General features: G+C 44.0%; 10 protein-coding genes. All 10 read left to right on the forward strand.

Translation table 11 applies throughout. The features are described 5' to 3' along the window. The first annotated feature begins 2 nt into the window (after window positions 1-2). The 10 genes from L1D31_RS07525 (at window position 3) to L1D31_RS07570 (ending at window position 13,104) form a co-directional block, all read left to right on the forward strand. A complete protein-coding gene (locus L1D31_RS07525) occupies window positions 3-941 on the forward strand; it encodes an FHA domain-containing protein (RefSeq protein ID WP_239836475.1) in 939 nt (312 codons plus the stop codon). Then, window positions 941-1,423, forward strand: coding sequence for a type VI secretion system lipoprotein TssJ (gene tssJ / locus L1D31_RS07530; protein WP_239836476.1), 483 nt, complete (start codon window positions 941-943; stop codon window positions 1,421-1,423). Before L1D31_RS07525 ends, tssJ begins: the two co-directional genes overlap by 1 nt. Before the next feature lie 20 nt (window positions 1,424-1,443). Beyond that, window positions 1,444-2,775, forward strand: coding sequence for a type VI secretion system baseplate subunit TssK (gene tssK, locus L1D31_RS07535; RefSeq protein WP_239836477.1), 1,332 nt, complete (start codon window positions 1,444-1,446; stop codon window positions 2,773-2,775). A gap of 5 nt (window positions 2,776-2,780) precedes the next feature. Then, a complete protein-coding gene (gene icmH, locus L1D31_RS07540) occupies window positions 2,781-3,986 on the forward strand; it encodes a type IVB secretion system protein IcmH/DotU (RefSeq protein ID WP_239836478.1) in 1,206 nt (401 codons plus the stop codon). Between the two features lie 2 nt (window positions 3,987-3,988). Beyond that, entirely contained in the window at window positions 3,989-7,372 is a 3,384-nt protein-coding gene (gene tssM / locus L1D31_RS07545) for a type VI secretion system membrane subunit TssM (RefSeq protein WP_239836479.1), read from the forward strand. Window positions 7,373-7,381: 9 nt separating this feature from the next. Then, window positions 7,382-8,122 carry a protein kinase gene (locus L1D31_RS07550; RefSeq protein ID WP_239836480.1) on the forward strand — a complete coding sequence of 247 codons (741 nt, stop codon included), beginning with the start codon at window positions 7,382-7,384 and terminating at the stop codon, window positions 8,120-8,122. Between the two features lie 211 nt (window positions 8,123-8,333). Next, window positions 8,334-9,305, forward strand: coding sequence for a tripartite tricarboxylate transporter substrate binding protein (locus tag L1D31_RS07555; protein ID WP_239836481.1), 972 nt, complete (start codon window positions 8,334-8,336; stop codon window positions 9,303-9,305). A 188-nt stretch (window positions 9,306-9,493) separates the two neighbouring features. After that, window positions 9,494-10,024 (forward strand): tripartite tricarboxylate transporter TctB family protein, encoded by a 531-nt coding sequence (locus tag L1D31_RS07560; RefSeq protein WP_239836482.1) that lies wholly within the window; start codon window positions 9,494-9,496, stop codon window positions 10,022-10,024. Between the two features lie 17 nt (window positions 10,025-10,041). Next, window positions 10,042-11,568, forward strand: a complete 1,527-nt coding sequence (locus tag L1D31_RS07565; protein WP_239836483.1) for a tripartite tricarboxylate transporter permease — start codon at window positions 10,042-10,044, stop codon at window positions 11,566-11,568. Window positions 11,569-11,676: 108 nt separating this feature from the next. Further along, window positions 11,677-13,104, forward strand: coding sequence for a TolC family protein (locus L1D31_RS07570; protein WP_239836484.1), 1,428 nt, complete (start codon window positions 11,677-11,679; stop codon window positions 13,102-13,104). Window position 13,105 lies beyond the last annotated feature (1 nt).

Here is a 13,105-nt window from a genome sequence, read left to right on the forward strand (position 1 = left end):
AAGTGACAATTAGCATTCATTTGATTTCAGTACCCTCTGATGAGGTAGTCACTTCTCGTGTCGTGTACTTACCAAAAACAGGTGGTGAATTTGGACGGGCGACTTCTTGTGATATCTCTTTACCCGACCAAAGCAAACGCATTTCAAGAGTACATGGCAGTATTCGCCTTACCGATAATGGATACAGTGTAAAGAGTACAGGCCAAAACAGTGCCGTACTGAACGATAAATCAATGGCGAAAGGAAAAGAATACCCGCTCAGCGATGGCGATATTCTTAAGGTCGAGAATTATACCATGCTGGTCTCCACTCTCATCACCTCCGAGCAACCTCAAGATGAGAAGAAAGATGACGAGCTGTTTTCTGAACCTTTTTCGCTTCAACTAGATAATGATGATATTGACTTTTTAGAGGAAGAACCCTCTCCCGTGGAAAGTAAAAAGAACAACCATTTTTCTGAAGATAACATCTTAAGTGATGATCCATTTGCTGCGGACCCTTTTGAAGACTTAGATGAAGATCTGATTGCTCAACACGTCGAAGTTGATGATATCAACTCGAAAGTGGCCCAAAACCCAGAAGAACCTGAGTTTTTACCTGTACATTCGAAAGCAGGTGTACCCATAGAAGCATCGCTAGAAAAACTTCTTTCTATGACAGAGAAGAACAATAAATACCTGAGAAACCCGACCTTGCATCATGAAGCGCTGTTTGATGCCCTCGAAAAAACGGTTGATCAGTTCTTGAACGAATTCGCACCGACTCAGCTTGAGAGACAGTTTAGCGATTATATCTCTGGCGGAATGTTTACCAATAAAGAGAAGAAATACTGGAAAATTTATCGCAAACACTTCCAGCACAGACAAGAGAATGGAGATTTTAGACGCCAATTCAAAGCTCTTTTTATGGAGAACATGCAGAAACAAAGAGAGGAAAGTTAATGGCCAAGTGGTGTGTTGTTTTGGCCCTGTTTCTGATCGGTTGTTCGTCAGATCCTGCGCCTGTTGTAACTCAATACTCTTTAGCAATTAAGTCAGATAAATCGGCCAACCCTTCGGATTCCAATGAATCGAACCCCGTTGTGGTTAGATTATATCAATTGACTGATGCACAGATGTTTAAGCAGCAGCCTTTTATTGACCTATACAGTAATGATGTGCAACTGCTCAGCGCCAATTTAGTCTCGAAACAAATACTACCGATTGTTATTCCCGGTAGTGAACAAAAGATAGCGTTAGATATTAATAATCAAACACAATACGTTGCAGTGTTGGTCGAATTTATCGATTACCAGCAAAGTGAGCCTAAGTCAGTATCTATGTTGCCAAAAACCTCAGACGAGTATTTGCAGCTCAGTATTTCAGGTGACAAGGCCAAGCTAGAAGTTATTACGCCAGATTCTCCCTGGTGGAAGTTATTTTAATCATAAAGTAGGGAAAGTACGTGGACGCATTCAAAAAAGTAGTATGGCAAGAAGGTATGTTCATTGCCCCACAGCATTTTCAACAGCAGGATCGATATGTTCAAAACTATGTTCGCCAAAATATCGAGACATTAGCTGGATTTGCTCCCTTTTATGGTGTGACTGAATTAACCATCAATCACGATTTGCTTAAAATCGGCAAGCTCTCTGTCGCGTCTTCGGCTGGCGTATTCCCCGATGGAACCCATTTTGAGTTAAGAGAAGAAGTCGCCCGAGATATCCCACAAGGCACTATTGAGACTATCGCTTATCTCGCTTTGCCAATTTCGTTACAAGGTAATAATGACTACGGTAGTGACGAAGCAGAGCAAAGTCGCTATATAACCCAATCGATCAGTGTCTTCGATACTTCAACATCAGAAAATGCCAGCGTAGAGATTGATGTTGCGCAGCTCAACATTTCCATCAAATTAGAAGGTGAAGACACCTCTGGTTTTACACTGATCCCTATTTCCAAAATTCTGGAAAGTAGTGAATCTGGGGATGTGGTGCTTGACCGAGCATTTATTCCAGCTTGCCTCCACTATGGGGCTTCAACACTATTAGTGGAACGTATGAAAGAGATACACGCCCTATCTTCTAATCGAGCCACCAACCTACTCAAACGTATTCAAGCTGGTCAAGGGCAAAAAAGCCCTCAGTCAATGATGCAAGACTACCTCTGGCTACAGACATTGAATACTTGGCTTCCCTGGTTCGATCTCACAATTAACAACCCCAAATTCCAAACTCATGATTTGTACCTCGAACTACGCAAGTTTGAAGCTCAAATCATGGCATTAACGCCGGCAATACCGGATCCATGCAGTAACCTGCAATATCACAGGCTTTATGACAGCTTTAATCCGCTGTTTTCTAGCCTACGCAATATGCTGACTCTGGTTCAGCAGGATTCTGTGATTGAATTTAACTGGGATTCTTCCCTATTCGAACGCCGTCGACTTCTAAGAACCTTGATAAAAGATACGGCAAGTGTCTCTAATCGTCGTTTCGTATTGGCCGTCAAATCCAATATCAGTAGCGCCGAATTGAATGAGCTTTTCCCAGTCGCAGCCAAGCTAGGTAACAATGCTCGTATCGTTGAGCTGGTTAGAAACAGCTTGTCCGGAATCGCGTTGTCACCACTACCCGTTGCTCCAAGCGAGCTTAAACCAATGCAAGGTGTTTCCTATTTTGAAGTCGACACCTCAGACAGAATGTGGCTAGAGATGCTTGAAAACCGTGATGCGATAGCGCTTCACGTCGATACTCGCATTGGTGAATTAGAAGTCATGTTGTACGCGTTGAGATAATGCCTATGGACTACTTAGACGAAGAAACACTGGTTTGGGATACCAACAAATCAGACTTTACAGACAAAAACAGTGACGATACAACAACCCATTGGGCTCCTGTTCACGCGAGCAAAAGCCATCATGACTTTCTGAATTTTTTCGATAAAGCTGAAAATCAGCTGATTAATATTAGTAGTGAATTATTGGCGACAACGCTCAAAGTTTCGACTCTTCCTGAACCTGAAGATGTCACTACATTACGCCACCAGCTTGTCAGCAATATCAATGAAATCAAGTCTAAAGGGGCAGAGTTAACTTACCCTGTCGCTGTCATCGATAAGCTCTGCTTTCTGTATGCTGTCGTGCTGGATGAGCTTATTATCTACAGCGAATGGGGTGAGAAACGGGGTTGGGAAAATAAAACGCTACTCAGCGAGTTATTTGGGATGCGTAACGGCGGAGAGTTATTTTTCACTGTTGCGGAAAAGGCAATACGCCAGCCTCATAAACTTATCGATTTACTTGAAATCATCTACATTTTTCTCAACATTGGCTTCAAAGGCCAATATCGCGAAACAGGTAGCGAACAGTTAAAAAGCTTTATTCACCAATTAGAGCAAGTCATTAGTCAATACCGGCAAAGTAACAGTATCCATTGCCGTACAAGAGTAAAACTGCCCAAAGCGCGTAAACCAACTCGCAGAAAACGTTACCTACTTACCACGTTGTTTTTTAGTACGTTAGTGGCGCTAAGCATTGGGTTAACACACTTCTGGTATGAAAAGACCATGTCTCAACGAGCGCGAGATTTTAGCTTGCTGCCTGACTTTAGTGAACGCTACATCTTATCGGGAGAGGTCAACGACATCGTTTTCATTAGTAACGACGATGATTTAGTTAATCCTCCCCAAAGAGCCAGTAAGGTCGAAATGGTAGATGCAACACCTCCGCCTTCCATGCTCACAAGTAAATCAGATTGGCTGGTGCAATTGGCTACTTTCTCATCACAAAAAAATGCCAATGCGTTTATTAACACACTATCGCCTTCTGCATATACGCCTTTAGTGGAACCATTCCACTCTTACTTCCGCGTTATTGTACGTAGCAACTCTTCTCAACAAGCACGTGAAATCAAAGCTTGGTACCTAGAGAAAGACGCGATTAAAGCCATCATTGTGCAAAACAGAAAAACGACAAAAGACACAAAGAAAACTTCAGAGGCTCCTTAGGAATGGCAGAATCAACTTCATCTAAACCTGTAAGCAACAAACGAAGTACCATACTTTGGACCCTGCTCTTAGTATTCGTTATTGTTGTGGTCGGTGGCGTTCTGACATGGCAGCTCGCCTATCCCGATCATACGTCGGTCGGCGTTTTATCGACAATATTGGTGGCCATTGTTCTAGGCTATATTTGTTACTGGCTGCTCTCCAGAAGAAAGAACAAACCACAAACCTCAGATCAAGAAAAAGCGCTCATCAACAAGCGCTGTAAGCTTTTAGCACAAAACTTTAAGTTAATGCTCAATGTTCAAAAGCGTAAAAAGAGACTCACTAGTCGCTATGATCAACCGACATACTTATTCCTCAGTGAGGACCCACGTAAAGATAAGAGCATCATCACTCAGATGGGCTATGAAGCTTATAAAGTGGACGATTTCGGGAACGATATAGAATTCCCAATTCTATTTTGGTTAAGTGAACATTCCATTCTAATTTCAGTGAGTTTAGGGGAAGACCAAAACCCAGCCTATATCAAAACATTATGTCAAAGCTTGAATAAGTGGCGCCCTCGTCAGGCTCTGAATGGACTCATTCTGACTACAGATGTCAAACAGTTACTAAGCACAACGGAAGCATTGACTCAAAAAGCGGATCAGATCAAGTCTGAAATCAAAGGTTTTAATCGCGCTTTTGGCTTAAACCTTCCCATATATAACATTGTCACTCAAATGGGCCAGATCAACGATTTCTGTCAGTTTTTCTCTGCCTTTGATGAAACAAAACGCAACGAAGTCTTTGGTGCTACCTCCCCAATTCAAAAACATGGTGGCATTGATGGAGACTGGTTTAATAAAGAATATGACAGTCTAATTAGTCAATTGATTGCCAATATGAGCACGGCTCTGGCTTCGCAGCTTAACCAAGACTATCGTAATGCTATATGCGCCGCTCCCTATCAATTTGGGCTACTCAAGCAAAGCTTATGGCAGTTCCTACATCGCCTGTATCGCGGTGATCAGCTCCAAGATGGTTTAAACTTTCGCGGATTCTACTTTACGCATAGTGGCACAGTTCAAAGTCAGCACGATGTCTTGGCCAATGTTGTCAACCAGTCTTTAGGTAACGAGCAGTTCCAACAACAGCAACAGATACCGGTACAACAGACTTTGTTTGCACAGCATTTGATGACTCATACCATCATTAATGAACATGAGCTGGTGGGGGTAAACCGTCGCAAAGAGAATATGCTTCTTACTATGCAAACCGCCTACACCTTGTTTTGGCTTGGTTTGTTTGCAAGCGTTCTCTTGATCATTAAGCTGGATTTTGATTATCAAAACCAGAGGGAGGCAAGAGCTGATAATATGCTTGAGCGCTACAAAGAAGCCATTGCCGCTCAACCTTATGACATCGAAAACATGTCGGATAACATCCCGAATCTGTATTCGCTGAATAGAATTTACTCTCTCTATTTAGAGCCCAAGCCTTGGTACAGCCTGCCATTCATGCCAAGCTCTAGCATAATGAATGACGTGCAGAAAGCTTACTTTAGTGAGCTGCAACGTGTGTTAATTCCTTCAATGGAGAATACCCTAGAAAAAGACCTTTTTGTCTACGTGAATCTTGAAGATCAAGCGAAAACTTTGTCTTTACTAAATAACTACCGACTGTTATTTAATGCAGAGCGGACAAATATCGCGGAGCTTAAAAACTATTTCATCAACACATTGGAAGAACAAGGTGAGGCTGATAGTGTTAATTTAGCTCAACTGAGGGTCTTACTTGATGATGTCTTCGCTCAGGACTTAGTCCCACTCAAGCCAAACTTTGATTTAGAAAGCTTAGCGAAGAAAGTGATCAATCAAACCGGTATCGAGACATTACTTTATGAGCATATCCTAAACTCTCCAACTTATTCGAAGCGTATCGATGTACGACAAGAGCTGGGTAGCAACTTTGATCAATTGCTATCTTTTTCACCAAACTATGTCGGCTATTTAGTCCCCTATTTATTTACACCTTCTGGTTTTAACGATCTAGATTTGTCTGTTGACTCGCCAGTATTGAAAGAAGCACTCAAAGCTTATGAAGGCGTTGCAGGTACGTCTCCAAGTGCACTAGAAATGTATCGCATCAGTCGTGACCTTAAACAAATGTACCAGAACGACTACATTAATTACTGGCGTGATTTTTCCTCACATATTCAAGTCAAGAGCCTAGCAAATGCAGATCAACTTAAACAAACCTTATCTGTCCTGACCACAGCCTCGAACAACCCTTTGGCGCAGTTATATAACACGGTAAGTAAGTACACTTCTGTGGAGCTCGTTCAACCTGAAACTACCAGTGAAGGAGAGCAGCCACCCGAACAAGATGTCGATAAGAAAGAATCTGCACGACAGATCTTTATTGCCTTTTCCCAATACCACAAGCAGGTAACGGCAGATGAACAGGGCAACAAACCTATTGACTCTTTGCTGGGGCAATTTACCGAAGCTGAAACTTGGCTAGGGAAGTTCTACGAGGCAGAAGAACCACAAAAAGTGGCCTATCAAGCGCTAACCGCTGAAATAAAAACCAGTAACCCAATTACTTTGCTGGCTCAGCAAGAGTCGTCACAACCCAATATTTCAAAACAAATACTGACTCAGGTGACGCAACAAGCCAATGACTTAGTAATGGGCTTGGCGCATGCCTACCTCAACAGCACGTGGACGTCAGAAGTCTACCAACCTTATGAAACAACCATTGCAGCCTATTACCCATTTAACAAAAGTGCGAGTTTAGATGCGAGTACCGCAGACGTAGCCGCATTCTTTAAAACAAACGGGACCTTAGATCAGTTTTATCAAAGCAAGCTGAAAAGTTTCTCTACTGAAGAGCGCTCTCCCTATCTTTATGGTTTGCTGCCAAACACTGGCTTAGCTTTAGACCCTGCCGTTTGGCAAATGATTGAGAAAGCTCGTGATATTCGAAATGCTTTGTTCTTAGCTGACCCGCAAAACATGTCTTTGCAGTTCCAGCTAAAAGCCAAAGAAATGAGCTCCGATGTTACAGAGTTCGTTATTCGTGGAGAAAAGCCTCTGTTTACATACCAGCATGGGCCACGTCTATGGAGTAAGCAGAGTTGGAATGCTGCAGCGATTGAGCAAGATACGTTAGGCTTCCAGATTATGGCTCAGGCTAATTCTATCGCCAACGAGAAGTTTGAAGGTAACTGGGCTTGGTTTAAGCTTATTGAGCCAAGAGTCGCCTCATCGACATCTCAGCAAACCGAAGTTGCCATTAAATATGGTGACAGCCAAGTACAACTGAGCATTAAAACTCAAGGACAAAATAATCCATTTGTACCGAACTTCTTCTCGGCTTTTTCGCTACCTTCGAGTATATAAATTGTGGAGATGAACCATGAAGCAGAAAGCAAAATAGCGGCTTGCTTTAGAGTACTGGGTGTCACCCAGTACTCATTACTTCGCAGTGGAGCCTACCTTGCTACTCACCCTCACTTTGGTTCAACCATTATCAAATTTGCTTGGTCGCTTCATGCGAAGCAACAACTCAAGGCCGAGGCCGAGTTTCTCCACCATCACTCTTCACCATACTGGCCTAAGTATCTCGATTACGGCTCAAGCTTAGGGGTTGACTGGCTTATATTAGAGTTTGTGGAATCTTTATCGGCAGACTTTTCTTTATTGGATCAACCTTTAAAAAAAGAAATTACGCACAATGCCGAACAAGCACTTAAAGCACTTCATGCCGCAGGCTTTGTTCATGGTGATATAAAGCCATCCAATCTACTCGTCACTCCCTGCTACCGAACACTTTTGGTAGATTTTGGCAGCATTCTCCCCATAAATTCATACTATGAAATACAGACCAACCCTTCCCTATCACCTATGTTCTCTCCTTTAAATTCTCTCCTTCGTTGTGGAGAAGTCTCATCGCAAAATGACTTCTTTTCACTCGCTATCACGCTTCAGACGATGTGGGAAAAGCATCCATTTTCAGAGCTAACTTTGCTCGATTTCGCTAAAACAGAAAAGCGTCCACTACTAAACCACCTCTCTAGCAGTTACCAAATATTGGTTGCTCAACAACTTAAACGCGCTAAACAACACGTGATGCACTCAGGTGCTGAGTAATACCATTTCAGGAAAAAAGAGCCGTGAACTTTATGAACAAAATCGACAGAATAAACAGTATTGTTTTTATCAACGTATTAACGACAATTATTTAACACACCATTAACCTTGAACGTATCTATTGACGAGTCTCCCTCCCTTGTTAATGGAAAACTGATAACGATAAGTGCAATCTCAATGAAGATGCATCTGAACATAAGGAACGTGAATCATGTTTAAGGTACTCAAGCCAACACTGGCAGCTTCAATCATCGCTGCGTCTTTTTCTTTCAACACTTTTGCAGCTGATCTTGAAAAAATACATTTCTTAATCCCTGGCGGTGCTGGTGGTGGCTGGGATATGACGGCTCGTGGAACAGGTGATGTTCTCGTTAAGTCAGATATCGTCGATAACGTCTCATTCCAAAACCTATCCGGCGGTGGTGGCGGTAAAGCCATTGCTCACCTGATAGAAACCGCTCAGCGTCAGGAAGACACCTTGATGGTGAACTCTACTCCAATCGTTGTGCGCTCCCTGACAGGCATTTTCCCTCAGTCATTTCGTGATCTGACACCGGTCGCAGCCACCATTGCAGACTATGGCGCAATCGTGACTTCTGTCGATTCCAAGTACAACACTTGGGAAGACGTAGTTAAAGACTTTAAATCTAACCCTCGTAAAGTCAAAATTGCCGGCGGCTCAGCTCGTGGCAGTATGGATCATCTGGTCGTAGCGGCAGCGTTCAAAGGTGAAGGTTTCGATGCACGTAAAGTTCGCTACATCGCTTACGATGCAGGTGGCAAAGCCATGGCGGCTCTACTCTCTGGCGAAACGCAACTGCTTTCCACCGGTCTAGGTGAAGTACTGGAGATGTCAAAATCTGGGCAAGTTAAAATCCTAGCGGTCACAGCTCCTAAGCGCCTAGATGCCGCCCCAGAGATTCCAACTTTAACTGAATATGGGAATGACACTGTCTTCGCTAACTGGCGCGGTTTCTTCGCTGCTCCAGGCACCAGCCAAGAGAAACTGGATGAGTGGAACACCGCACTTCAGAAAATGTATAACACCGACGAGTGGCAGGTCGTTCGAGATCGCAATGGCTGGATTGATAACTACAAGGCAGATAAAGATTTTTACGCATTCCTTGAAGATCAAGAAAAGCAAATGGGCGACCTGATGCGCGAGCTGGGCTTCCTCAAGTAATCCTGTTGAGGGCAAACTTGCACTTGCCCTCTTTCCTTTTTTCCGTACCTGAGGTAACGACACAATCTCCTTTGTTTAGAAATAAACAGCTAAGCCTCTTTGACTAGCAACAAATGGCTTATTGGTTAGTGATACATGCTCATTAATCCCTCTTGTACGGCTTTTTTCTTCCCTCAATGTGAATGCAAATGGAGTTGGATATGTCGGACTTGCCAACGAACTCTCTCAATAAAGGTCAGCTTTTCTCTAAAGAGAATTTGTTATGCCGTGATCGCGTCGGCGCAATGATCTTTCTTGCGGTATGCCTCTGTTACGGTTACCAAACCTCACAAATTCCCCTATTTCCCGGGGATGAATACGAACCTTTCACGGCTCGAACACTGCCCACCATTCTTACCTTTGTTGGTATTGGTTTATCACTACTCCTTTTAGCAACTGGGCAACCTGACAAACAAAGCGGGGCTGTGGTCGGTTTTAACTGGAAATTACTAGCCGCATTCCTTGCTTTGATGGCGCTATATGGCTTAGGCCTAACCTACATTGGCTTTGTGCTTGCGACTGGCTTATTCCTTCTGGCCGGATTCTATCTGCTCGGTGAACGCCGTAAAAAAGTACTACTTGGTGCCTCTTTCCCTTTTGTCATCGCATTTTACCTATTGCTCACTCAAGGACTGGATATTTACCTGGAACCGGGCGTCATTTTCACCATGTGGTCGTAAACAGTAAGGAATAACAAATGTTAGATGGAATCTTACAAGGTCTTTCGACCGCAGTTATGCCGATGAACATCATGATGGTGATCGTCGGATGTTTCGTTGGTACCTTCATCGGTATGCTTCCGGGGCTTGGTCCCATATCAGCTATTGCTCTGATGATCCCGATCACCTATGGGCTAGACCCTTCTTCTGGTCTAATTCTAATGGCAGGTGTCTATTATGGTGCAGTATTCGGAGGCTCTACTTCTTCAATTCTTATCAATGCCCCAGGTTGTTCATCAACAGTTGTAACGGCATTTGATGGTTATCCAATGGCACAAAAAGGCCAAGCAGGTAAAGCTTTAGCGCTCGCGGCCTACTCGTCATTCACAGGTGGTACCCTATCTGCGATTATGCTGCTTGTAGCGGCTCCTGCCCTGGCAAGTGTGTCACTTAGCTTCCAATCATCGGATTACTTTGCACTGATGTTATTGGGCCTATCAGCCGTTGCGGCCTTTGCTGGTAAAGGTCAGGTAATCAAAGCTTGGATGATGACCATACTAGGCCTGATGCTTTCAACAGTGGGGATTGACAAAGGCGTCGGCGTTGAGCGTTTCACTTTTGGTCTCACAGATTTAATGGATGGCTTCAGTTTCTTACTATTGGCTATGGCGACATTTGCGCTAGGTGAAACTCTGATGGGCATACTCAAACCAGAGAAAGACACTCGCAATGAAGAGCAAAGTCAAATGAGCGACATTGGCAGCATGAAAGTCACCAAGGAAGAGGTCAAGGAAGTCGCGCCAGTATCGATCCGCTCTTCTATCTTAGGCTTTTTTACTGGCGTGTTGCCAGGCGCTGGTGCGACTATCGCAGCCTTCCTAAGCTATGGTATGGAACGGAATCTCGCCCCAAAGGAGAAGAAAGAAGAATTTGGTAAAGGCAGCATCCGCGGCCTGGTCGCACCGGAATCGGCTAACAACGCAGCCTCCAGCGGTTCGTTTGTCCCGCTTTTGACGCTAGGGATCCCAGGCTCAGGGACAACCGCCATCATGTTAGGTGCACTAATTGCCTATGGTATCCAACCTGGCCCTCGCTTATTTGTCGAGCATCCTGATGTATTCTGGTCGGTGATCATCTCAATGTACTTTGGCAACATCGTATTGGTTATCCTCAACCTACCGCTCATCCCTTACATTTCGAAGTTGCTGGCAGTTCCCAGAACGGTTCTTCTACCAATGATATTGTTCTTCTCGATCACTGGTGTCTATCTGGTCTCTTTCAACACAATGGACGTCTTTATCATGTTGTTGATTGCCATAGGTGCGATAGCACTGAGGCTGGCTAATTTCCCACTCGCCCCCCTTCTTCTCGGGTTCATTCTCGGAGGATTAATGGAGGAGAACCTACGCCGAGCATTAATGATAAGCGATGGAGAGCTTAGCTTCCTTTGGGAAAGGCCAATTACAATGGCATTTACAGTACTAGCAATAATGGTTTTAAGCAGCCCTATCCTTATTGGTTTATTTAAAAGGTTCAAGCCAGAACCAGTCAAAATAGAGCAATAGACATAACTAGACTAAGAAGGCAATAGTGCCTTCTTTTTCATTAGCGCAATTTGCAAACCCAACCATTTAGAGTTTAAACTCTATTTTTTAACGAATAGAGTAAATACTATGTCGCTGCGCCCTATCGCATTGATCATCGCTTGCCTTAGCTGTCAGCCAATAGCCGCTCATTCGGCTGCTATCAGCTTTGCAGAAGCTTGGCAGTTGTTGCAGAGTGAAAACAATTCTCTTGCAGCACAAAGGGCCAATGTCGACCGATATCAGCATCTCGAAAACGCAACCGACAACCTTCATCTTCCTTCTGTGACCGTCGGTGCAAATTATACCCGGCTAGATACCGACGTAACGCTATCTGGTAACCAATTGATAGAAAGTACTCATGGAACGCTTCCCAGCGTTGGTAGCCTTGCCCTACCGACTTCCTTACTATCAAGCCTGAGTCAACTCTTTAGCGATCTTGGTAATACTACATCCACCATCAGCGAACGAGATATTTTCACTTCTTCTATAAGAGCCATTTGGCCTGTTTTTACCGGAGGCCGAATTAATGCAGCACAATCGGCATCCCGAGGTAAAACCGAAGAAGCACAGAGCCAGTTGGCAATGGAGACACAAGCCCGATACGAAGACCTAAGTAAATACTATTTCAGCGTATTACTGGCAAAAGAGGTCGTTCAAACACGCCAACTTGTTGAAAGTGGACTTAAAAAGCACCGGGATAATGCCCTTAAGCTGGAGCAGCAAGGTCAGATTGCGCGTGTTGAGCGCCTCCAAGCTGAATCAGCCTTAGATCAAGCCAGGATAGAGCGAAAGAAAGCGCAGAAAAACCTCGATATTGCCCAAACTGCATTAACCCAAATACTGAGCCAAAATGCCACAGTCGAGCCAAGGGATCACTTATTCATCAATGAAACACTTCCTCCGATTGAGGCATTTATTGATCAAACATTAAACACCTACCCTGGGCTTTCCTTACTTGATGCCAAAGAGAAGCAAGCACGCAGTCTTATCAAAGCAGAGCAAGGCAAGTACTACCCTGAAGTGTATCTATACGGTGACTACAGTTTGCATGAAGACGACTCTCTTGCTAGTCAGATGAAACCAGACTGGCTGGTCGGTGTAGGTGTGAGCATTCCACTGATAGAATCAAGCGGCCGCTCTGAACAGGTCAAAGCCGCACACAGTGCCGTTTCACAAGTCCAGTACCTCAAAGCTCAGGCGAAACAAGATTTGACCGTGTTAGTGCAAAAGACCTACTTGGAAGCCCAGCAAGCACAAGAAGAAGTATTGGGTTTGAGTTCAAGCATTGAACTTGCGAAAGAAAACATAAAACTGCGAGAGAAAGGGTTCTCTCAGGGTCTCTCAACATCGACAGATGTGGTCGATGCTCAACTTTATCTGGCCAACGTACAAACCCAAAAGTCTGCTGCAAGCTTTAACTATCTGTTATCACTATCAAAACTTTTAGCACTATCGAGCGAAATGGCCACATTTCAACAATACCAGCAGGACTCGATTAACACGTCAACTCTCTAGG

It is taken from the genome of Vibrio sp. Isolate23, from assembly GCF_022398095.1.
GTDB classification, from domain to species: Bacteria; Pseudomonadota; Gammaproteobacteria; order Enterobacterales; family Vibrionaceae; genus Vibrio; species Vibrio coralliilyticus_A.